The 21,914-nt window shown below is 71.3% G+C and carries 20 protein-coding genes; 9 read left to right on the top strand and 11 right to left on the bottom strand.

All coding sequences use genetic code 11. From position 1 onward, the window contains the following. Window positions 1-64: 64 nt before the first annotated feature. The 4 genes from AB0B72_RS11225 to AB0B72_RS11210 all read right to left on the bottom strand — a co-directional run bounded on the left by AB0B72_RS11225 (window position 65) and on the right by AB0B72_RS11210 (window position 4,198). On the bottom strand, window positions 65-907 hold the full coding sequence (locus AB0B72_RS11225) for a hypothetical protein (RefSeq protein ID WP_367738471.1): 843 nt from the start codon (window positions 905-907) through the stop codon (window positions 65-67). After that, window positions 904-1,452: an RNA polymerase sigma factor gene (locus tag AB0B72_RS11220; protein ID WP_367738470.1), complete on the bottom strand. Its 549-nt coding sequence runs from the start codon at window positions 1,450-1,452 to the stop codon at window positions 904-906. The genes AB0B72_RS11225 and AB0B72_RS11220 overlap by 4 nt, the downstream gene beginning before the upstream one ends. A 149-nt stretch (window positions 1,453-1,601) precedes the next feature. Beyond that, window positions 1,602-3,398 (bottom strand): phosphoenolpyruvate carboxykinase (GTP), encoded by a 1,797-nt coding sequence (locus AB0B72_RS11215; RefSeq protein WP_367738469.1) that lies wholly within the window; start codon window positions 3,396-3,398, stop codon window positions 1,602-1,604. 281 nt (window positions 3,399-3,679) lie between these two features. Further along, on the bottom strand, window positions 3,680-4,198 hold the full coding sequence (locus AB0B72_RS11210) for a hypothetical protein (RefSeq protein ID WP_367738468.1): 519 nt from the start codon (window positions 4,196-4,198) through the stop codon (window positions 3,680-3,682). Between the two features lie 76 nt (window positions 4,199-4,274). Here AB0B72_RS11210 and AB0B72_RS11205 point away from each other — a divergent pair, with 76 nt between their 5' ends. Next, window positions 4,275-5,786, top strand: coding sequence for a DHA2 family efflux MFS transporter permease subunit (locus AB0B72_RS11205; RefSeq protein WP_367738467.1), 1,512 nt, complete (start codon window positions 4,275-4,277; stop codon window positions 5,784-5,786). Continuing rightward, complete coding sequence (locus AB0B72_RS11200; RefSeq protein WP_367738466.1) at window positions 5,764-6,408, top strand: TetR family transcriptional regulator; 645 nt, start codon at window positions 5,764-5,766, stop codon at window positions 6,406-6,408. The genes AB0B72_RS11205 and AB0B72_RS11200 overlap by 23 nt, the downstream gene beginning before the upstream one ends. Before the next feature lie 7 nt (window positions 6,409-6,415). Here the strand turns inward: AB0B72_RS11200 and AB0B72_RS11195 are convergent, their stop codons facing one another. From AB0B72_RS11195 to AB0B72_RS11185, 3 genes are all read right to left on the bottom strand, one after another. After that, complete coding sequence (locus tag AB0B72_RS11195) at window positions 6,416-7,768, bottom strand: C40 family peptidase (protein WP_367738465.1); 1,353 nt, start codon at window positions 7,766-7,768, stop codon at window positions 6,416-6,418. Between the two features lie 107 nt (window positions 7,769-7,875). Then, window positions 7,876-8,376: a transcription elongation factor GreA gene (gene greA, locus AB0B72_RS11190; protein WP_367738464.1), complete on the bottom strand. Its 501-nt coding sequence runs from the start codon at window positions 8,374-8,376 to the stop codon at window positions 7,876-7,878. A 75-nt stretch (window positions 8,377-8,451) separates the two neighbouring features. Then, window positions 8,452-8,871 (bottom strand): DUF4307 domain-containing protein, encoded by a 420-nt coding sequence (locus AB0B72_RS11185; protein WP_367738463.1) that lies wholly within the window; start codon window positions 8,869-8,871, stop codon window positions 8,452-8,454. 162 nt (window positions 8,872-9,033) lie between these two features. On the opposite strand from AB0B72_RS11185, the gene mca reads away from it, so the two are divergent. From mca to AB0B72_RS11170, 3 genes are read left to right on the top strand one after another with little or no spacing between them, the layout of a single operon-like run. Continuing rightward, the gene (gene mca / locus AB0B72_RS11180) at window positions 9,034-9,915 is read left to right on the top strand and encodes a mycothiol conjugate amidase Mca (RefSeq protein ID WP_367738462.1); all 882 of its coding nucleotides are present in this window, start codon (window positions 9,034-9,036) and stop codon (window positions 9,913-9,915) included. A 9-nt stretch (window positions 9,916-9,924) separates the two neighbouring features. Next, entirely contained in the window at window positions 9,925-10,086 is a 162-nt protein-coding gene (locus AB0B72_RS11175; protein ID WP_367738461.1) for a hypothetical protein, read from the top strand. Further along, a complete protein-coding gene (locus AB0B72_RS11170) occupies window positions 10,083-10,397 on the top strand; it encodes a GNAT family N-acetyltransferase (RefSeq protein ID WP_367738460.1) in 315 nt (104 codons plus the stop codon). The genes AB0B72_RS11175 and AB0B72_RS11170 overlap by 4 nt, the downstream gene beginning before the upstream one ends. A 109-nt stretch (window positions 10,398-10,506) precedes the next feature. Here the strand turns inward: AB0B72_RS11170 and AB0B72_RS11165 are convergent, their stop codons facing one another. Then, window positions 10,507-11,670 carry a hypothetical protein gene (locus AB0B72_RS11165; protein WP_367738459.1) on the bottom strand — a complete coding sequence of 388 codons (1,164 nt, stop codon included), beginning with the start codon at window positions 11,668-11,670 and terminating at the stop codon, window positions 10,507-10,509. A gap of 161 nt (window positions 11,671-11,831) precedes the next feature. Between AB0B72_RS11165 and AB0B72_RS11160 the strand changes: the two genes are divergently transcribed. Continuing rightward, on the top strand, window positions 11,832-13,814 hold the full coding sequence (locus AB0B72_RS11160) for a thioredoxin domain-containing protein (RefSeq protein WP_367738458.1): 1,983 nt from the start codon (window positions 11,832-11,834) through the stop codon (window positions 13,812-13,814). Window positions 13,815-13,879: 65 nt separating this feature from the next. On the opposite strand, the gene AB0B72_RS11155 is transcribed toward AB0B72_RS11160, so the two are convergent. Both AB0B72_RS11155 and AB0B72_RS11150 read right to left on the bottom strand, forming a co-directional pair. Next, window positions 13,880-16,225, bottom strand: coding sequence for a transglycosylase domain-containing protein (locus tag AB0B72_RS11155; RefSeq protein WP_367738457.1), 2,346 nt, complete (start codon window positions 16,223-16,225; stop codon window positions 13,880-13,882). Window positions 16,226-16,331: 106 nt separating this feature from the next. After that, window positions 16,332-16,799 carry an Lrp/AsnC family transcriptional regulator gene (locus AB0B72_RS11150; protein ID WP_367738456.1) on the bottom strand — a complete coding sequence of 156 codons (468 nt, stop codon included), beginning with the start codon at window positions 16,797-16,799 and terminating at the stop codon, window positions 16,332-16,334. A 96-nt stretch (window positions 16,800-16,895) separates the two neighbouring features. Here AB0B72_RS11150 and hppD point away from each other — a divergent pair, with 96 nt between their 5' ends. After that, window positions 16,896-17,999: a 4-hydroxyphenylpyruvate dioxygenase gene (hppD, locus tag AB0B72_RS11145; RefSeq protein ID WP_367738455.1), complete on the top strand. Its 1,104-nt coding sequence runs from the start codon at window positions 16,896-16,898 to the stop codon at window positions 17,997-17,999. A gap of 352 nt (window positions 18,000-18,351) precedes the next feature. On the opposite strand, the gene AB0B72_RS11140 is transcribed toward hppD, so the two are convergent. Continuing rightward, complete coding sequence (locus AB0B72_RS11140; protein WP_367738454.1) at window positions 18,352-19,566, bottom strand: cytochrome P450; 1,215 nt, start codon at window positions 19,564-19,566, stop codon at window positions 18,352-18,354. A gap of 206 nt (window positions 19,567-19,772) precedes the next feature. On the opposite strand from AB0B72_RS11140, the gene AB0B72_RS11135 reads away from it, so the two are divergent. Both AB0B72_RS11135 and AB0B72_RS11130 read left to right on the top strand, forming a co-directional pair. Next, on the top strand, window positions 19,773-20,279 hold the full coding sequence (locus tag AB0B72_RS11135) for an RDD family protein (RefSeq protein WP_367738453.1): 507 nt from the start codon (window positions 19,773-19,775) through the stop codon (window positions 20,277-20,279). 138 nt (window positions 20,280-20,417) lie between these two features. Then, complete coding sequence (locus AB0B72_RS11130; RefSeq protein WP_367738452.1) at window positions 20,418-21,908, top strand: M1 family metallopeptidase; 1,491 nt, start codon at window positions 20,418-20,420, stop codon at window positions 21,906-21,908. Window positions 21,909-21,914 lie beyond the last annotated feature (6 nt).

Here is a 21,914-nt window from a genome sequence, read left to right as displayed (position 1 = left end):
AAGCACCCGCCGGGAAAGGTTCCCCTCTGTACGCCTGCGGGTCCCGGGGCATGGCGGCCGATCGTCAGGCGGGGCGGCAGGGGTCGGGTGAGGCGACCGGCCCCGGGGCGTCCGGACGCTCCTGTGTGGGGCCGACCAGCAGAAGGGCCCGGTCGGGCGCCGACATGACGCCGTCGTGGACGATCCACGAGCCGGGCACCTCGTCCCGGCCGCCTCCACTCGTCGCGTACCGGATCTCGGTCACGTCGCGCGCCTGGAGCAGGGACCTCACCTCGTCGACGGTCTTGCCGGTGTAGCCCGTGCAATGGAGGGGCTCGCCCGGCGCGTCGATCGGGGCGATCATCTGATAGTTCTCGCCGGGCCGGGCCTTGCGGGCCAGCAGGATCGTCATCTTCCCGTGATAGCCCTCGGGGACCTTGATCCCGAGCGTGCACGAGTCGCGCCGCAGGCAGTCGCCCGGACCTTCGATCGTCGTGATGGCCTGGTCGTCGGAGACCTCTGGCATGGCCATGTTGGTCCCGACCCTGGCCGGCGTCGCGGGCACGACCTTCAGCGTGATGTCGAGACCGAGGCCGCGCAGTTGCTCCTGGTAGCGCTGGGGGGCGGCGTACAGGTCCTTGACCGTGATGACGTAGTCGCCGCCCTCGCGCGCGACGTCCAGGGCGGCCGCCGAGCTGGGCGCGATGCCGGTCAGCCCTGCGGGCAGGACCCAGCCCACGGCGAGAGCGGCTGCCGCGGCGGCGATCGGCAGGGCAACCCGCCGGCGGATCCACGGCGACCGCTCGGGGACCGGCGCCGGCGAGGAGGCGGTGATCTCCTCGAGCAGCTCATGCCCGCCCGGGGTCATGCCGGGGCCTGAGCCGGGGTCGATCTTCGCGATCAGGTGATCGACGTCGGTCTCCATCATCGTCCTCCTCCAAGCGTGGTGGCTCGTGAGCCGTACCGGGACAGGTCGAGACCGCCGGCGCCGAGCTCGCGGGCAAGGCGCTTCCTGGCTCGGTGCAGACGGATGCGGGCTGTTCCCGGGGAGCAGCCCAGCACCGTGGCGATCTCAGCCGTGTTGAGGCCCTCCCAGCCCGTGAGCGAGAGCACCTCTCTGTCGTCGTCCTTCAGCCGCCCGAACGCCTCCCGCACGGCGTCGAAATCGGGGTCGGGAGGTGGCTCGGTCCACAACGCCAGCTCCGCGCGGAGGCGGACGGCCATGTCGTCGTGGCGAACGGCCTCACGGCGGCGGCCGGCGAGCACCCGCCGTGCCACGCCGTAAAGCCACAGCCGGGCCTCATGGCCGGCGGGGATGTCGTTCACCTTGCGCCATGCGACCAGAAACGTCTCGGCCAGCACGTCGGCCGCGTCGTCCGGTGTGCCGGTACGCCGCCGGACGTAGCCCATCAGGGCCGGGTAGTAGGTCACGTAGATCTCCTCGAAGCGCTGTCGGGGGTCGGGCGGTCCCATGCCGCTCCTTCGCGTTGAGAGGGTCGCGACTCACACATGGCCGGTCGCGTCCGAGTGTTACGGCCTCGCTCGCCCGAACACGAAAACGGCCCGCGCGGGGCCGCCGGCAGGGCGGTCACGCGCGGGCCGTACGGCCCTGGGGGGCGGAGTCAGCCGAGCCGCTCCACCAGGGCGTGGTACTCCTCCCACAGCTCCCGGGGCATGTGGTCGCCGAAGACCTCGAAGTGGGCCGGGATCAGCGCGGCCTCCTCACGCCACACCTCGGGATCGACGCCCAGCAGGGTCCTCATGTCCTCCGGAGGGATGTCCAGCCCCTCGGTGTCGAGGGCGGCCGGCAGGTTGCCGATGGGGCTCGGCACCGCGCCGGCCGTGCCGTTCAGCCGTTCGACGATCCACTTCAGCACGCGGATGTTCTCACCGAAGCCCGGCCACAGGAACCGGCCGTTCGCGTCCTTGCGGAACCAGTTGACGTAGTAGATGCGCGGCAGCTTCGCCGGGTCCGCCGCCGCCCCGACCTTGATCCAGTGGGCGAAGTAGTCGCCCATGTTGTAGCCGCAGAACGGCAGCATCGCGAACGGGTCGCGGCGCAGCTCGCCCACCTTGCCCTCGGCGGCGGCGGTCTTCTCCGACGCCACGCCGGCGCCGAGGAACACGCCGTGCCGCCAGCTCAGCGACTCGGTGACGAGCGGCACGGCGGTCGCCCTGCGGCCGCCGAACAGGATGGCCGAGATGGGCACGCCGGCTGGATCCTGCCATTCGCGGGCGATGGTCGGGCACTGCCCGGCGGGAGTGGTGAACCGGGCGTTCGGGTGGGCGGCGGGCTCGCCGGAGCCGGGCGTCCAGGACCGGCCCCGCCAGTCGGTGAGGTGGGCGGGGGGCTCGTCGGTCAGGCCCTCCCACCACACGTCGCCGTCGTCGGTCAGGGCCACGTTCGTGAAGATGCTGTTGCCCCACAGCGTCTCGACGGCGTTGGCGTTCGTGGTGGCCCCGGTGCCCGGCGCGACGCCGAAGAAGCCGGCCTCGGGATTGATGGCGTACAGGCGGCCGTCCTCGCCGAAACGCATCCACGCGATGTCGTCGCCGATCGTCTCGACCTTCCAGCCGGGGATCGCCGGCCGGAGCATGGCGAGGTTGGTCTTGCCGCAGGCCGACGGGAAGGCCGCCGTGACATACCGCGGCTCCCCCTGCGGCGGGGTGAGCTTCAGGATCAGCATGTGCTCGGCCAGCCAGCCCTCGTCGCGCGCCATCACGCTCGCGATCCGCAGCGCGTAGCATTTCTTGCCCAGCAGCGCGTTGCCGCCATAGCCGGAGCCGTACGACCAGATCTCGCGGGTCTCGGGGAAGTGGCTGATGTACTTCGTCGTGCTGCACGGCCACGGCGCGTCCGCCTGGCCGGGCTCCAGCGGCGCGCCCACGGAGTGGACCGCCTTGACGTAGTCGCCCCTGTCCTCGATGAGGCGCAACGCCTGCTCGCCCATCCGGGTCATGACCCGCATGGACACCACGACGTACGGCGAGTCGGTGATCTCCACTCCCAGCTGGGAGATCTCGCCGCCGAGGGGCCCCATGCAGAACGGCACCACGTACATCGTGCGGCCGCGCATGCATCCCTTGAACAGCGTGGCGAACGTGCGGCGCATCTCCGCCGGGGCGATCCAGTTGTTCGTCGGCCCGGCGTCCTCCTCACGCTCGGAGCAGATGAACGTCCGGTCCTCGACCCGGGCGACGTCGCCGGGGTCGGAGGCCGCGTGGAAGCTGTTGGGCCGCTTGGCCAGCCGCGTGAAGGTGCCCTTCTCGACGAGCAGGTTGGTCAGCCGGGTCCACTCGGCCTCGGAACCGTCGCACCATTCGATCCGGTCGGGCCGGGTCAGCTCCGCGATCCGGCCGACCCAGGCGGCGAGCTCCCGGCGGGTGGTGGGAGTCGGTACCTCTACTGAAACGGACACGGGGGCGGCTCCTTAATCTCTCAGGGCCAAATCATCATCGGCGATGAATAGCCGCCGGATCCAATTGGAGTAGACCATCGAGTTTCCACTCCGCGAATTGGGCGACATTCGGCGCCTGCGGCCCCTGATGGACGTATGCCCTGGCAGAGACCGTGAAGGTGCGTGGGAGCCTACCCACTTTGGCCACCTCTAAGTAACGTCCCCTTTTCCGTACCCACCTCCCCCGGCTTACACATTGGTATAGGCCAATGCGAATGGTCCAGACCTTTCGGCGAATTGGTTCAGTCCACCAGGCCCGGCCCCTCGGCCCTGACTCTGTCCACATGCTGGAGGGCGTCGCGCAGGTCAGCGAGCCACGTGTCGGTGTGCTTGCCGACGAGCCTGACGCACCAGGCCAGGGCGTCGCTGCGGCTGCGCGCGACTCCCGCCGCGACGAGCGTGTCCAGCACCTGGCGCTCGGGTTGCCGGAGCCGGGTCATGACCGGGACCGACAGTGTGGTGAACATCACCGTCTCACCCTCGGCGACCACCCCCCACGACACCTTGCGGCGGAACCGGTGCTCGGCCTCCCTGGCGATGTCCATGCGGCGCTCGCGGGTCTCCTCGCGGAATCGCTCGACGTACCCCTCCAGCGCGGCGACCCGCTCGAGATCCGGCAGCCCCTCCACGACCGTGAGCGCGGGCAGCGTGCCGACGACGGTGACCTCCTCGCGATCGAGGACGATCTCGGGCCGGCCGGTGAACCACTCTGCGGGGAGGCGGCCGGTGAACCACCCTCTCAACTGTTCTTCTGCATCCATGTAATCAAGATTACATCGTATCTCCGCGTCGGCAAGGAGTTGACAGAAACTAGTTTTTGAGAGCTACTTTCAATTTATGGTTACTTCCACTTCTCGATGGGGCGCGCTCGGCGCCCTCGTCCTCAGCGTGCTGGTCATCGGCCTCGACGCGACGATCCTCAACGTCGCGCTCCCCACGCTGGCGACGGAACTGCACGCCACGACCGGCGATCTGCAGTGGATCCTCGACGCGTACATGGTCCCGTTCGCCGCCCTGATGCTCCCCGCAGGCGCGTTCGGCGACCGCTACGGCCGCAAACGCCTGCTGCTGATCGGCCTCGCGGCGTTCGGGCTCGCCTCGCTGGTCGCCACCTTCGCCGGCGGCACCGGCGCCCTCATCGCCGCGCGGGCTCTCATGGGCGCCGGCGGCGCCGTCATCATGCCCCTGTCCACGTCGATCCTGCCGGTGATCTTCCCGCCGGCCGAGCGGGGCCGGGCGATCGCGATCTGGACCGCCGCCATGGCCCTCGGCCTGCCGCTGGGCCCCCTCGTCGGCGGCTACCTGCTCGACCACTTCTGGTGGGGCTCGATCTTCCTCATCAACATCCCCGTGGTGGTGATCGCCCTGGTCGCGGCCATCGTCTTCGTCCCCGAGTCACGCGCGGCCTCGCCGTCCCGGCTCGACGTCCCCGGCGCGGTCCTGTCCGTCACCGGCCTCGCCGCCCTCGTGTACGGATTCATCCAGGCCCCTGCCGACGGCTGGGGCGACCCCCGCGTGCTGGCGGGGCTGGGGGCGGGCGCCGTGCTGCTGGTCGCCTTCGCCGGTGTGGAGGCACGGACGCGGCGGCCGATGATGGACCTCGGGCTGTTCGGCAACCGGGTGTTCCTCTGGGGCGCGGTCGGCGCGACCCTCGTCAGCCTGGGGATGACCGGCGTGCTGTTCGTCGTGCCGCAGCACCTGCAGGCCGTGCTCGGCCACGACGCCTTCGGCACCGGCGTGCGGGTGATCCCGATGGTGGCCGGGCTCATGGTCGGCGGCCTGGCCGGCGAGCGGCTCACCGCCCGTTTCGGCCTGCGCGCGGTCATGACGGGAGGGCTGGTCGTCCTGGCCGCCGGCTTCGGGCTGGGCGCGACCACCGGCGTCAGCTCGGGCTACCCGTTCGTCGCGACGTGGCTGGCCGTCCTCGGGGCCGGCGTCGGCCTGGCCATGATCCCCGCCATGGACGGCACGCTCGCGGTCCTGCCCGAGGACAGGACCGGCGCGGGCTCCGCGACGCTGCAGACGATGCGCCAGGTCGGCGGGGTGCTCGGCGTCGCCGCGCTCGGCAGCATCCTGTCGGCCGCCTACGTCGGCGCGCTCCCCTCCGGCGCGCCGGCCGCCGCGCGCGACTCCGTCGCCGCCGCCGTCGCCGTGGCGGCGGGGACCGGCGACTCCGCGCTGCTGCGCGCGGCCCGGGAGTCCTTCACCGGGGCGATGGACCTGGTCCTGCTGCTGTGCGGCGCCGCGGCCCTGCTGGCCGCCGTCCTCATGGTGATCTTCCTGCCGAGGCGTACGCTCGCGCTCACGAAGACGGCACAATCAGGGCATGACCTCACCGCGGCCCGCTGACCTGTCCTCCGGCCCCTCCGATCACACCGCCGGGCCCGCCGTGATGAGTCTGCGGGAGCGGAAGAAGGCCAAGACCCGGCGGACGATCCAGGACGAGGCCCTGAAGCTGTTCGCCGAGCAGGGGTACGAGGCCACGACGGTGGAGCAGATCGCCGAGGCCGCCGAGGTCTCACCGAGCACGTTCTTCCGCTACTTCCCCACCAAGGAGGACGTGGTCATCCAGGACGACTACGACCCCATGCTCGTAGCGGCGATCAAGGCCCAGCCGTCCGATCTGCCCCCGTTGACCGCCATTCGCGCCGCGTTCCGCTCGGCGTTCGGCTCGATCCCTCCATCCGAGATCGACATGACCCTCACCCGGATGAAGCTGTCCACCAGCGTCCCCGCTCTGCGGGCCCGGACCGTGGACAACCTGTTCGCGACGATCGACATGCTCGCCGGCGCGGTCGCCGAGCGGGTGGGCGGTGACCCGCGCGACCCCGCCGTGCGCACGCTGGTCGGGGCCGTCATAGGAGTCATGCTGCCGGTCCTCTTCGCGTGGGTCGACGAGAACGGCGCGACGTCGCTGCCCGACCTCCTCGACGAGGCGCTCGGCTATCTGGAGGCCGGGCTCCCGGTCTGACCGGGCCTCAGCGTACGCGTGCGGAGACGGCCGGGCTGACCCGTACGACGCCCGCGAGGTTCTTCGTGTAGACGTTCGCGATGCGCACCACGTCGCCGGTGTGGGGGGCGTGCAGCATCTTCCCGCCGCCCCAGTAGATCGCCACGTGGGAGATGTAGCCGGGGTTCGTGGGATCGTTGCGCCAGAACAGCAGGTCACCCGGCTGCGCCTGGGACAGCGGGATCTGCGGCCCGCTCGCCCACTGCTGGGCGGCCACCCGCGGCATCCGCACGCCCGCCTGCCCGTACGCCCACTGCACCAGCCCCGAGCAGTCGAAGCTGTCCGGGCCCTCGGCGCCCCAGACGTAGGGGCTGCCGAGCTTGCCCGCCGCCGCTTGCAGGGCCGTCTGGAGCTGGTCGGCGGACAGGAAGGCGGTGGAGGGCCACACCGTGCGGCCCTGGGGGGCGACCACCACCGGATTGATCGTCGCCACCTGGGTGCCCTTGGGCAGGACCTTGAGCAGCCGCGCCCGCAGCTTCCGCGAGTCCACGTCGGGGGCGCTCACGACCAGCGCGTTGCCCTCCGGGACGCCGAGCGACCGCGCCGTCTGCCGGGACACGATCGCGGCGATCGAGCCCATGCCCGTCGTGGCGTACGCGCCGATTCGCAGTCGCCGGCCGCCCCCGTCCACAGAGGACCCCAGCTTCACGCCGCCGTCATGGCCGAGCTCGAACGACACGGCCATGTCACCGGCGGCGATGTTCTTCCACAGCCCGTCCGACGAGGCCGTCCCCTTGGGGGTGTACGCACGGAACGTGGACGGCTCGACGCCCATCGTCGGCACCTTCTTGCCGTCCACCAGGACATCGGCCGCGTCGGTCACCTCGGCCGCCGCGACGCCCTTCTGCCGCCGCACCTCGGCCACCGCCTCGGCCGTGAGGGGGCGCCGGGCCACAACGAACAGGTGCGGGCGGATCAGCTTGGTCAGGGGCGCCACCGCGGCCGGCGCGGCCTGGCCGCCCGGGTCTGGGGCGTTCTGGCCGCCGGGGTCGTTCTGAGCGCCTGGGTCGTTCTGAGCGCCCGTGGCGGCGTCGCCGGCGTTCCTCGTCGCCGCGACGTACCCGTCCCCGCGCTCCTGCTGTACGGCGAGCGTCCCGGAGCCTGTGGGAGAGTTCAGGTCGGCGAGGACGACCAGGTCGGCGGCCACGACGGCGACGAGCGTGGCGGCGAGCAGAGAGACGATCCCCCGGGAGCGCAGCAGGCGGTGCGCCGGAGGGCGGGGCAGCCGGGGACGGTAGGCCAGATCCTGGCGTGCCTCGGACACGGCCCTGGCGACGCTCTTCCGTACGGAGGTGGAGAAGCGCGCTCGGCGCTCGAGCACGACCTCACCCCTTTCCGCGGCATTGGTCCGGTCCACGGACGAGATTGCCGCAAGGCCGGAAATCTCGCAATCCGTCGCGGGATTCCCGGCCGTCGGGGCGGGTGGCCTCAGTTGCCGATGTACGGCACGGCCTCCAGGATCTCCACGGTGTTCTGCCGGCCGTTGGGCAGCGTGTACGTCGCCTTCTCGCCGATCTTCTTGCCGTTGATCGCCGCCCCGAGCGGGGACTTGGGCGAGTAGACGTCGATGGGAGCGCCGCTCTCCTCCCGGGAGGCCAGCAGGAAGGTGACCTCCTCGTCATCACGGGCGAAGCGGACCGTCACGGTCATGCCAGGACCGACGACGCCTTCGGCGCGGGGAGCCTCGCCTACCTTCGCGCTGTCGAGGATCTGCCGGAGGTGGAAGATGCGGGCCTCCATCTTGCCCTGCTCGTCCTTGGCGGCGTGGTATCCGCCGTTCTCCTTGAGATCGCCCTCTTCGCGGGCGGCTTCGATCTTCTTGGCGATGTCCGTACGACCCGGGCCCGAAAGGTACTCGTACTCCTCTTTGAGGCGGTCATACGCCTCTTGCGTCAGCCAGGTGACGTTGTCGTTCTGGGAGACGGCCACGGGCTCTCCTTGTTTCCGTAAGTGACTCGAAAGGCGAGCAAGTTAACGCCTTCGAACGCTTCCCCAAAGATTCCATTATACGAGATCGCAATAGTCCACCTGAACCGTCGTGGCCTGGGAACTCGTCCTCAGCCGCTCGTCGAACCGCAGGTCGGACCTCCCCGGGGTGGCGTTGACGTCGCGGCTGCCGACCTCCAGGTGGTGGCCGTCCAGTGCGCGGACGCGGCACGTCGCCGCGCGGTCGGCGGGCTTGTGCACGACGAACGTCACCGTCGCCGAGTCCGGCGCGCCCACGTCGAAGCTCACCACTTCGGCGTTGACCTGCGGGTTTCCCCCCGCCGCCAGCATGACGTACCCCCAGCCGCCGGCGATGGCCGCGACGATCACGGCGATGACGATGTACGCCAGGACGGGCCTGCGGCCCGCCGGACGCTCGGGCAGATCGTCGGGCGTGCCGAGGATCGGGCGCTGCCCGCCTGCCTCGTCGCTGGGCATCGCGGAATCTCCCCCAGGATTGTCGGTGTTGTGCGAGACGATCGTTCGCACAGGCGGCCGTACGGCCGGATCGCGGCGCGGCGTGCCGCGGCGGCTCCGGAACGCAGGACCAATAAGAAGCTAACCTCTTCTGGGAACCAGAGGGACATCATGGGGAGAGCAGTGAGTGCACCGTTGAGGCTGATGGCCGTCCACGCGCACCCGGACGACGAGTCCAGCAAGGGCGCGGCGACCATGGCCCGCTACGTCACCGAGGGTGTCGAGGTCCTCGTCGTGACCTGCACCGGTGGTGAACGCGGCTCCATCCTGAACCCGAAGATGGACCGGCCTGACATCCTGGACAACATGGGTGAGGTGCGCCGCCAGGAGATGGAGAAGGCGCGCGAGATCCTCGGCGTCGAGCAGCGGTTCCTCGGTTTCGTCGACTCGGGGCTCCCCGAGGACGAGAACGAGCCTCTCCCGGAGGGGTGCTTCGCGCTCCAGCCGCTCGAGACCGCCTCGGCGCCCCTCGTGGCGGCCGTGCGCGAGTTCCGTCCGCACGTGATCCTCACCTACGACGACAACGGCGGCTACCCGCACCCCGACCACATCATGACCAACAAGGTGTCGGTCGAGGCGTTCGAGGCGGCCGGCGATCCCGATCGCTACCCCGGCGCCGGGGAGCCCTGGCAGCCGCTGAAGCTCTACTACCACATGGGCTTCACCCGGGAGCGGTTCGAGGCCCTGCACGAGGCCATGACGGCCCGCGGCATGGGCTCGCCGTACGGCGACTGGATCGCCCGCTGGGAGGACCGCCCGCAGAAGTGGGACGTCACCACCCGCGTGCCCTGCGCCGATTTCTTCGAGATCCGTGACCGCGCCCTGCTCGCGCACGCCACCCAGGTCGACCCTGACGGGTTCTGGTTCGTCTGCCCCCGGGAGATCCAGGAGGAGGTCTGGCCCACGGAGGACTACCACCTCGCGCGGTCCGTGGTCGACGCGGCGCTCCCGGAGGACGACCTCTTCGCGGGGATCCGCGCGGAGGTCACCCCTGCCTGCTCGTAAGCTGTGGGCGTGGACTACACCAGCTACGGCCCGGGGATTCTGGCGTTTCTCGTCGTCGCCGCCATCGGCCTGGCCCTGTTCTTCTTGCTCAAGTCGATGAACAAGCAGCTCGCGAAGATCCAGCCGAAGGACGGCGAGGACGGCACCGGCCGGAAGGGACCAGGCGAATGATCGAGGTCGTCGACAGGCCGGACGCGGCGCGGTACGAGATCCTGGTCGACGGCGGGATCGCCGGGTTCGTGCAGTACCGGCTGCGGCCGGACGTCATCGCCTTCACCCACGCGGAGATCCGCGAGGAGTTCGAGGGCCAGGGGCTGGGCAGCAAGCTCGTACGCGAGGCCCTCGACGGGGCCAGGGACGCCGGTCTGTCGGTGGCCCCGCTGTGCCCGTTCGTCCTGCGGTTCGTCCAGCGGCACCCCGAATACCAGGACCTGGTCGCCGACCAGTACCGCGACCTCGTCAAGTCCGGCCCGGCGGAGTAGCCCCGGCCACACTTCCGGCGGCCGGTCAGCCGGGGCTCGTCAGTCGAACTCAGTCGAACTCAGTCGAGCTCAGTCGAGCTCATTCGGCCGGGCTCGTCCGGCCGGGCTGTCAGTCGTCGGAGGGGGCGACGCCTCCCCAGGCGCGCTCCAGGGCCTTGGGCAGCCCCCACCAGCCGAGCGCGGTGAGCACCTCGGCCCTGTCCACGATGCCGAGGTGCGCCCACAGCGGGGTCACCGAGCTGAACAGCATCTCGGTCGCCTCCAGGTCCTCCGGCTCGTCGGGCTCGACGTCGATGTCCTCGGAGTCCGCGATGAACCGGGCGATCCGCTCGGGCGAGGCGAGCACCCCGGGGCCGTACCTGACGAGCGCCGTCACCGCGGCCAGCCAGTCGGCGTGGTGGATCGCGCACAGCGAGGCCAGGATCGAGTCCTCGTGGCTGAGCTCGCCCTCCATGTCGAAGAACCGCGCCGCGTCCTCCTCGTCGGGAAGGTCGGAGATCGGCGCCACTACCCCGGCGGCCACGGTGAGCCACAGGTCCTCGTCCCGCTCGGGCAGGCCGTTCTCGTCCAGGCCGGCGCAGGCGCGCAACACGTTCCCGGGGTAGCCGGGCCTGGTCAGGGTGGTCCGCAGGCGCCCGGCCGCGGTCCGCAGGTCGCCGGCCGGGAGGGGCGGCTCGGGCAGGTCGTCGAGGACGCGGCGCAGTTCGCTCAGCGCGAACGCCTCCTCCTCGTCCCAGGCCGCGTAGAGCTCCTGGTCCTGCTCGTCGTTGACCGCCACGTTGGGCACGCGGCCGTCGGGCAGGGGGGTCCCCAGCCACTGCTCCTGGAGCTCCTCATAGGCGTGCCGGGCGTCCACGTCCCCCGCCGTGAGCGCGTCCGCGTCGATCTCGCCGGCGGCCACCCGCTCCTCCAGGAAGTCGACCATCCGCTCGTACATCTCCGTGGCGACCGGGCCGCGCTCGCTCTCCTCCGGCCACAGGAAGTAGCTGCGGGTCAGCATGATCGGCTCGGTCCCGCTCGACTCCAGCCAGCGCTGCACGTCGCCGACCGTGGCCGCGCCGGACTCGATCCGGGTGAGAATCGACCTGGCCGACTCCCAGAACGTGGCCGACAGCGGGTTGCCCGCCGCCAGCAGTTGCCGGCGCAGGTCCGACAGGGCGACAAGGGCCTGCCCCGATGGGACGGCGAGCAGCACCCGCGCCACGTCGCGGCGGCTCAAATCAGCCGCCGACCGCCCCGAATGCCTGACCGCGAAGTCCAGATCCAAGCCCACGTCCTGTGAGCCTACGCCCGAGCGGGCCCCAGCACATCCCTGCGGTGACCGGCGCGCCTCTCCCCGGCGCGGCCGGTGAGCGGGCTCCCCGGCTTTGCCCTGGCCGTACGGCGTGAGCAGACTGGAGACGGCCAGCACCGCGAACGCCGGAGAGGATCTCGATGAACCGGCTCAAGGACGCCACCAGTCCCTACCTTCTGCAACACGCCGGCAATCCCGTCGACTGGCACGCCTGGGGCGAGGAGGCGTTCGAGGAGGCACGCAGACGGGACGTGCCGCTGCTGATCAGCGTGGGCTACTCCGCCTGCCACTGGTGCCACGTGATGGCGCACGAGTCCTTCGAGGACGAGGCCACCGCTCAGCTGATGAACGAGCTGTTCGTCAACGTCAAGGTCGACCGCGAGGAGCGGCCCGACGTCGACGCCGTCTACATGAGCGCCACCCAGGCCATGACAGGCCAGGGCGGCTGGCCGATGACGGTCTTCGCCACACCGGACGGCCATCCGTTCTACACGGGGACGTACTTTCCTCGTGCCCACTTCCAGCGGCTGCTCGCCGGCGTGTCGCAGGCCTGGCGCGACGACCGGGAGGCCGTCGTCGCCCAGGGCGCGACCGTGGTGGGAACGCTGAACGAGCGCGCCGCCATGCCGTCCGGTCCGCTGCCGGACGCCGAGACGCTGGAGCTCGCCGTCCGAAGCCTGGCCGGGACCTTCGACGAGCGGCGGGGCGGATTCGGCGGGGCGCCCAAGTTCCCGCCGTCCATGGTCTTGGAGTTCCTCCTGCGGCACGGTACGCCGGAGGCGCTCGCCATGGCGGACAGGACGCTGGAGGCCATGGCCAGGGGTGGCATCTACGACCAGCTCGGGGGCGGCTTCGCCCGCTACTCCGTCGACGCCGACTGGATCGTGCCGCACTTCGAGAAGATGCTGTACGACAACGCGCTGCTGTTGCGGGTCTACGCCCACTGGTGGCGTTCGACCGGCTCCCCGCTCGCCAGGCGAGTGGCTCTGGAGACCGCCGACTGGCTGCTGCGTGAGATGCGCACACCCGAGGGCGGCTTCGCGTCCGCGCTCGACGCCGACAGCGAGGGCCTCGACGGCACCCACGGCGAGGGCCTGTTCTACGTCTGGACGCCCGAGCAGCTCCGCGAGGCGCTCGGCGAGGACGACGGCGCCTGGGCGGCTTCCGTCTTCGAGGTCACCGGCACGTTCGAGCACGGCACGTCGGTGCTCCAGCTTCTGGAGGACCCCGCCGACCGGGACCGGCTGGAAAGGGTCCGCACGGCCCTGCTCGCGGCGCGGGACCGGCGGCACCGGCCGGGCAGGGACGACAAGATCGTCGCGGCGTGGAACGGCCTGGCGATCGCCGCCCTGGCCGAGGCGGGCGCGCTGTTCGACCGTCCCGACCTGGTGGACGCGGCCCGGGTGGCCGCCGCGCTGCTGGACGATCTGCACACCGGCGCCCGTGGCCCCGCCCGGCTGCTGCGGACCTCACGGGACGGGCGGGCCGGCGCCCACGCCGGCGTGCTGGAGGACTACGCGAACGTCGCCGAGGGCTTCCTCGCGCTGTACGGCGTGACCGGCGAGACCCGGTGGTTCCGCGGCGCGCAGGACCTGCTGGAGACCGTGCTCACCCGGTTCCCCGACGACGCCGGGGGGTTCTACGACGTGCCCGACGACGGCGAGAGGCTCTTCCAGCGGCCCCAGGACCCGACAGACAACGCCACCCCGTCGGGCCAGTTCGCGGCAGCGGGCGCGCTGCTGTCGTATGCGGCGCTCACCGGCTCCGCCCGGCACCGGGAGGCCGCCGAGGGTGCTCTCGGGACCGTGACGACGCTCGCCCGGCAGTACGCCCGGTTCGCCGGCTGGGGCCTCGCCGTCGCCGAGGCGGCACTGCGCGGCCCGGTCGAGGTCGCGATCGTGGGGCCGCCCGCCGATCCCCGCACCCTCGCCCTGCACCGCGCCGCCCTGATGTCGGGGACGCCCGGCCTGGTGATCGCGCTGGGGACCGAGCCGGACGGCGTCCCGCTCCTGGAGGGGCGAGGCATGATCGACGGGCAGCCGGCGGCGTACGTGTGCCGGCGGTTCACCTGCCGCGCCCCGGTGACCACCCCGGCCGACCTGCGGGCCGAGCTGACCGCCTGACCGGCGCCCCGAGGAAACGGCGGGGCTGGGTGTGCGAACTGGCGGGGTACGCGGCCTGGTGGGGATCAGGCGCCGGGGGTGGGAGCGAGCCGTCCGGGCGCGCCACCGGCGCGTCCGTCGCCTCCGCCGTTGCCCGGCCGCGCGGGGTCGCCCCCGTCGCCTGGGTCGCCGCCCGGGGCTCCACCCGGGTCGCCGCCGTCCTCGCCGCCCTCGTCCGGCCGCCCTTGACCGGCCCCGCCCTGACCGGCCCCGCCCTGGCCGGCCCCGCCCTGACCGGCCCCGCCCTGACCGCCATCGCCTTGACCGCCATGACCTCCCGGCGGACCGCCCTGGTCGGGCAGCATGCCCGGCGGGGCCGTCTCCCAGTGGCCGTCCCCCTGATCCGGGCCGTCGGAGGGATAGGGCACACCGGTGTCGGCCCCGCTCGGGTACGGCTCCGGCAGGGCCTGCTGGTCCGCCGGGTTCGCGCCGTATCCGTCCCAGTAGTAGTTCGAATCCCAGGTGACCGGATCGGGGAACTCCTTGACCGGCTTGCCCTCCATGGCGGCGGTCATGAAGTGCTTCCAGATCTGGGCGGGCAGCGAGCCGCCGAAGAGCTCGCCGTACCCGGGCACGGTCACCGGCTTGTTGTCGTCGCGGAACATGTTGACCGCCACCGACAGCTGGGGGACGTAACCGGAGAACCAGACGGCCGCCGACTCGTCGGTGGTGCCGGTCTTGCCGGCCGCCGGGCGGTCCCACAGGCGGGCGGCGGTGCCCGTGCCGCCCGTGACGACCTGCTGGAGCGCGTACGACGTGTCCGCCGCGGTGTCCTCGGTGAACGCGCGCTTCCCGGGAGCGGTGAACTTCCTGGTGAGCCCCTTGGCGTCGGTGACCGCCCTGATCACGTGGGCGTCGTGGTGCACGCCCCCTGCCGCGAACGTGCCGAAGCCGCTCGCCTGCTGTACGGCGCTGACCGAGGCCACGCCCAGGGGGAACGTGGGGGCCGTCTCGTGCTGGGTGAGCTGGGCGGCGGGGATCCCCGCGGCCTCGGCCGCCGCCGCCACCTTGTCCAGCCCGACCTGCTGCCCGAGGTCCACGAAGGCCGTGTTGACCGAGTAGCGGGTGGCTTCGAGGAGCGAGATCCGCGAGCCGTACGACGCGCCGCCGGAGTTGGGGATCTTGGCGGTGCCCACCTGGATGGGCGAGTCGCCGTAGACCGCGGCGTCGAGACCGTACCCGGCCTCCAGGGCGGCGGCCAGCGTGTACGGCTTGAAGGTCGATCCCGCCTGGACCTTGGCCGAGAACGCGTTGTCGTACTGGTTGCTCGCGAACCGGCCTCCGTAGAACGCCACGACCTCGCCGGTGGCCGGGTCCACCGCGGCGAGGCCCGTGCGGACCTTCTTCGGCGTGCCGGACGGCACGACGTCCTTGACGGCCTCCTGGGCCAGCGTCATCAGCTTCTTGTCGAAGGTCGTGGTGATCTTGAGGCCGCCCTGGCTGATGTCCTCGTCGCTGTAGCCCAGCCGGTTGAGCTCGGCGCGCACCTGGTCGAGCATGTAGCCGTTCTGCCCGCCGGGAGACAGCGGCGTCTTCTGCTTGACCAGCGCCGGGAACACCTGCTCCGCCGCCTGCTCGCGGGTGAGCGCGCCGATGTCGGTCATCCCGGCGACGACCGACGACCACCGGGCCCTCACCGCGTCGAGGTCGGCGCCCTTGGGATCGGCGAACCGGGTGGGCTGCTGGATCACCGCCGCCAGATAGGCGCCCTCGGCCGGGGACAGGTCCGTGACGTTTTTGCCGAAGTACGCCTTCGACGCGGCCTGGATGCCGTAGGCGCCCCGGCCGAAGTAGATCGTGTTGAGGTACTGCTCCAGAACCCAGTCCTTCGACTGGGAGCGGTCCACCTTCAGCGCGATCATGATCTCTTTGAGCTTGCGCGAGATGGAGCGTTCCTGGCCGAGGCCGCTGTAGTAGTTGCGGACCATCTGCTGGGTGATCGTCGAGCCGCCCTGGAGCTGCCGGCCGGTGAGGGTGGACCACATGGCGCGTGCCGTACCGGAGAGCGAGATGCCGCCGTCGCGGTAGAACGTCCGATTCTCGGCGGCGATGACCGCGTCGCGGACCGGCTTGGGCACCTGGCTGAGCGGCACGTTCTTGCGGTTGACGCCCTCGGTGGCCAGGACGGTCTTGCCGTCCCGGTAGTAGATGACCGAACCCTGGGCCGTGGCGAGCTCCTGGGTGGTGTCCGGGATCGGGGTCAGCACCCAGACCACGCCGACGAACGCGGCGAGCGCCACCAGCCCCGACAGCAGCACGAGAAGGACGATCCTGCCCAGACGCCTGCGCCGTCGCGGCGGCCTGCGGGCGGGACCGCCGCCATCGGCGGGCGGGACCCCCGGCTCCGCAGGGCCTTCCTCGCCGCTGTCCACGCGTTTCCCCCGATACGTCCCCATACGCCCTCTGAGCTGGGCGGATGCAACCACGGTAAACGATGGACATCGGTGGTCGGCCCCTCCGATGCCAGTCTGTGGACAACTAACTACCGGCCGCCCGCACCAGCGGCAGCGTCCGGTACGGCACGGGCGTGTCGAGGGCGATCACCGACGAGGTCCGTACGACGCCCTGCACGTCGACGATGAGGTCGATGACGCGCTGGAGGTCGGCGTTGCTGCGGGCGACCACCCGGCACAGCATGTCGCCGCCCCCGGTGATCGTGTGGACCTCCAGGACCTCGGGAATGTGCGCGAGCTGGTCGGCCACGGGCACGTGCCCGCCCACCTGCCGGATCTGCAGGGTCACGAACGCCGTCACGTCGAAGCCGAGCGCCGCCGGGTCGACGTCGGGGCCGTAGCCGGTGATCACGCCCCGCTCGGCCATCCGGTCGAGCCGCGCCTGGACCGTGCCCCTCGCCACGTTGAGCCGGCGTGAGCATTCCAGCACGCCGATCCGCGGCTCCGCGGCCAGCAACGCGACCAGCCGGGCGTCGAGCTGATCAATCGTCACAGCGGTTGCCTCCGATTCCGGCGGAAAGTTGAGCAGGTTGTCCACTGATTCTGCTGACTGTTGCGCAAAATGGCCACTGCTATGGAGAGTTGTCCCATGAACGACGTCTTTCCGGTGCACGGCATGGACGCGGTGGTCTTCGCCGTCGGCAACGCGAAGCAGGCCGCCCACTACTACTCGACCGCCTTCGGGATGCGCCTGACGGCCTACCGGGGCCCCGAGACGGGGAGCCCGGACGAGGTGGCGTACGTGCTGGTGTCGGGCTCGGCGCGGTTCGAGTTGCGCGGCTCGGTCCGGCCGGGCACGCCGCTCGCCCGGCACGTCGCCGACCACGGCGACGGAGTGATCGACCTCGCGCTCGACGTCCCCGACGTGGAGGCCGCCTACCGGCACGCGCTGGAGCGCGGAGCGAGGGGCCTCGCCGAGCCGTACGTGCTGGAGGACGACCACGGCAAGGTCGTGGTCGCCGCCATCGCGGCCTACGGCGAGACCCGGCACACGCTGGTCGACCGGTCCAACTACTCGGGCCCCTACCTGCCCGGCTACGTCGCCGCGAGCCCCATCGTCGCGCCCCCCGGCGTACGGCACGGGCGGTTCTTCCAGGCCGTCGACCACTGCGTGGGCAACGTCGAGCACATGGACGAGTGGGTCGAGTTCTACGAGAACGTCATGGGCTTCTCGAAGATGGCGGAGTTCATCGGCGACGACATCGCGACGGAGTATTCGGCGCTGATGTCCAAGGTCGTCGCGGACGGCACACGGAAGGTGAAGTTCCCGCTGAACGAGCCGGCCGTCGGGAAGAAGAAGTCGCAGATCGAGGAGTACCTGGAGTTCTACGGCGGGCCGGGGGTGCAGCACATCGCGCTGGCCACCAATGACATCGTCTCGACCGTCGACGCCATGCGGGAGGCGGGCGTGGAGTTCCTCGACACGCCGGACTCCTACTACGACGACCCCGCGCTGCGCGCCCGCATCGGCGAGGTCCGGGTGCCCGTGGAGGAGCTGAAGAAGCGGCGCATCCTCGTCGACCGGGACGAGGACGGCTACCTGCTGCAGATCTTCACCAAGCCGGTGGTGGACCGCCCGACCGTGTTCTACGAGCTCATCGAACGCCACGGGTCGCTCGGCTTCGGCAAGGGCAACTTCAAGGCCCTGTTCGAGGCCATCGAGCGCGAGCAGGCCCGCCGCGGCACCCTCTGAGCTTTCCGGGGCCAGGCGGCCTGCGGCCGTTCGGCCCCCTGACCAGCGGAGGCTCCCCCCGGCCTCCGCGGCCGGCCCGGTGCCGGCCATGTGCGCCCCGGCGCCCCCTCCCCCCGGGGGCGCCGGAGGCGTGCCGATGGTCCTCATCGAGCCGTCGGACGGGCACGGCGCCCAACGCGCCGGCGAACTCGTCTCCGGCCGCCGCGTCCCCCGGACGTCTCCGCCGCCCACGTGGCGACTGCGTGCCGGACGCGCGGGTGGCCCGCCCTGGCCGCAACCCCGACCGGCTCCACTCGGTCGACCCTCAGCCGCGGGTCGCGAAACTTGCAGGCACCTGACGGACTTTCCGGGGTCATCCGCCCGTGGTGACGTGCATCGCGGCCGGCCGGAGGACCAGGCCGTCGGTCCACGTCACCGACTCGGGCGAGCCGGCCAGACGGAGCGCCGGCCGCTGGGTGGCCAGGGCCGCGATCCCCTCGGTGAGCTCCACCCTGGCGAGGCTGGCGGCCAGGCACCGGTGCGCGCCGTACCCGAAGGCCACATGCGGGTTGGGAGGGTGGCCGGTGAAGCGGTGGATGTCGAATCGCCCCGGATCCGGGAACGCCTGAGGGTCGTGGTTGGCCGCGTTCAGGTTCGGCATGACGACCGTCCCCGCGCACAGCGAGCCGCTGGGAAGATCGACGTCCTCGGTGATCCGGCGCATGAAGGCGCTGGCGGGCGGCCCGTCGAACCGCAGGATCTCCTCGACGGCCGTGGCCGTCAGAGCCGGGTCCGCGACCAGCTCGGCCCACTGGGCGGGGTGCAGGAGCAGCCGGAAGACACCACGGGCGATCATCGAGGCCGTCGTCTCGTGACCGGCCGTGATGAGGGAGAAGACGGTGTTGACCAGCTCCCCCTCCGTCAGCCGGTCGCCCTCGTCCCTGGCCTGGATGAGCAGGTCGATGAGGTCCCCGCCGGGCTGGGCGCGATGCTGGGCGACCAGCTCGGCGGCGTAGGCCATGAACTCGGCGTAGCCCTCGTAACGCGCCTGCTCGCCGGCCGTGGAGGTGGTGAGGAACATGTCCGTCCACCGGACGAACTGCTCGTAGCGGTCCATCGGCACGCCGAGCATCTCGCAGATGACCCGGCCCGGTAGTTGCAGCGCGTATCCCCGGACCAGGTCGAAGTCGTCGCCCAGGCCGTCGAGGAGCTCACGGGCGATCTCCGCGATGCGGGGGCGCCACGGCTCGATCTGGCGCGGGGTGAAGGTGCCGTGCATGATCCGCCGGTAGCGGGTGTGCTCCGGCGGGTCCTGGTTGATCAGCGCGTCCGGGTCGTCGTCGATGCCGATGCCGCTCACCAGCCGCGGCAACCCCGGCAGGCGCAGGTTGCGGCTGGACGCCGGCGAGGCCAGCAGGGCGCGGACGTCCTCGTACCTGACCGCCACCGGGACCCGGTCGCCGCTGGGCATCGCCGCCGGCTCCAGCGGCCCGGACTCGCGCCTGCGGGCGAACTCAGGGGGCGGCGTGGCGAGCGGTCCCGGCACGATGTCCGGCCAGGGCCCGCTCACATCCGGCTCGGTGGTCATCGAAAGCCCCTTCCGATCCGGGGTGCCCATGAGGCGGCCCACGCGGAACATACGAAATGCCGCCCCGCCCGTCAACAGCCCTCCAAAAGCCCGTCAACAGGCCTCATCGTCCGCTCTCCGAGAACCTCGGGCTCCGGGGCGCCGGAGACGGAGGCTTTGCGCTTCACCGGCTTTGGGCGGGCGGCGGCGCGGTGATCAATCGAGCCATGGGAGCACCGCCGCCGCCTCCGGGCGGGCCGTACGAGGAGCCGCAGCCCTGGTCCCCGCCTCCGTTCGGGACGACGGCCCCGCCGCTCGCCGGCCGGTGGCGAAGGCTGTTCGCCGGAATCGTCGACGGTGTGATCGTGGCGATCATCTCTTCGCCGTTCACCTACGACAGCTTGCGCGTCGTCTCGAATCCGGCGACCGGGCCGCAGGCCACCGGCAGGGTCGGCGACGCGCTGGCGGCCGGGGTGATCGGCTTCCTTTACTTCTGGCTGCTCCAGTCGCTCTGGCGGGGCCAGACGATCGGCAAGAAGCTGTTCGGCATGCGGGTGGCTCGGGCTACCGGAGGGCCCGCCACCTCCGGCCAGATCGCCCTGCGCCAGTTCGTGGAGGTCGTCCTGGGCTGGCTGTGCTTCCTCGGGCTCGTCAACCTCGCCTGGATCCTGTTCGACCGGAGGAAGCAGGCCCTTCACGACAAGGCGGCGCGCACGGTCGTCGTGGACGCCTGACCCCGCCGCACACATGCGCTCCGCGAAACCGCCGGGTCCTCGCCATCCGGGGCAGGCCATCTCCGGCCCTCGGCCTCGTAAAAGTCACGCCGCGGATGCCCGGTGACCTCATCGCCCTCGCATAAAGTGGCGGGACATATGTCTGCGCACCGTATTCCGACCAGAGTCCCGCTGACCCTCGCCGCCGCCCTCGTGGGAGCCACCACGGCCTGCGCCGCGTCCGAGGGCGCGGTCGCCCCCACGGCGCCTGCCGGGCAGTCCGCCGGGCAGTCCACTGGGCAGTCCGCTGGGCAGTCCGCTGGGGCCCTCGCGACCGGCGAGGGCACGACCGGCGCCCCCGGCATCGGCGACCCCGACTTCCCGCTGGACGGCAACGGCGGCTACGACGTCCAGCATTACGGCCTGAAGCTGTCGTACGACCCCGCCACCAAGCAGCTCGCGGGCAGCGCGGCGATCCAGGCGAAAGCCGTACAGGACCTCACGTCGTTCGACCTCGACCTGCACGGGCTCACGGTGAGCCGCGTCACGGTCGGCGGGGCGGCGGCCGGGTTCGGCCGCCAGGGCGACGAGCTGACGATCACGCCCGCCGCGCGGATCTCCAAGGGCGACCGGTTCGATGTGACGGTCGACTACGCGGGCGTCCCCGAGCCGGTGCGCGACTACGCCGACCTCGGCACGTACGGCTTCGTCGCGACCTCCGACGGGTCGTTCGTGACCTGCGAGCCCAACGGCGCCAAGACGTGGTTCCCGTCCAACGACCACCCGGCCGACAAGGCCACCTTCGACTTCACGCTCACCGTCCCGCAGGGGCTGACGGCGATCGCCAACGGCGAGCTCGACGGGACGCCGCGCACGAGCGGCGGCAAGACGACGTACGTGTGGCGCGAGAAGCACCCCATGGTCACCTATCTCGCCACGATGACCACCGGCAAGTTCGAGGTGCGCACCGGCAGGAGCGCGCAGGGCCTGCCGGTCTACGCGGCCGTCGACCCCGCCTTCCACGGCTCTCTCGACCACCTCTACACCGAAAGCGCGCAGATCACCGACTACTGGTCGACCGTGTTCGGGCCGTACCCGTTCTCCTCGACCGGCGGGGTGATCGACGACTTCGCGGCCGGCTACGCGCTGGAGAACCAGACCAAGCCGATCTACGGCGGCTTCTCCCCCGAGGACGGCATCATCGCGCACGAGCTGGCCCACCAGTGGTTCGGCGACAGCGTCAGCCTGACCCGGTGGAAGGACGTGTGGCTCAACGAGGGCTTCGCGACGTACGCCGAGTGGCTCTGGTCGGAGCACACCGGCAAGGGCACGGCCGACGCCCTCTTCCAGAGGTACTACGCCAACGCGGCCGACCCCATGTGGAGCTATCCGCCTGGCGCGGCCCGGCCCGCCGACCTGTTCAACGGCTCGGTCTACACGCGCGGCGCGATGGCGCTGCACGCCCTGCGCAAGGACATCGGGGACGCCACGTTCTTCTCCCTGATCAAGAAGTGGACGGCGGCTCACCGGTACGGCAACGCGACCACCGCGGAGTTCGTCGCGCTGGCCGAGCGGATGTCGGGCAAGAGCCTGGGCGGCCTTTTCGACGCCTGGCTGTTCCAGCCGAAGCGTCCCGCCGCCACCACCTGAGCCTTC

It is taken from the genome of Microbispora sp. NPDC049125 (genome assembly GCF_040802045.1).
In the GTDB taxonomy this organism is placed as follows: Bacteria; Actinomycetota; Actinomycetes; order Streptosporangiales; family Streptosporangiaceae; genus Microbispora.
Note: the sequence above shows the minus strand (reverse complement) of the source record. Positions and strands in the feature narration are given on the sequence as shown.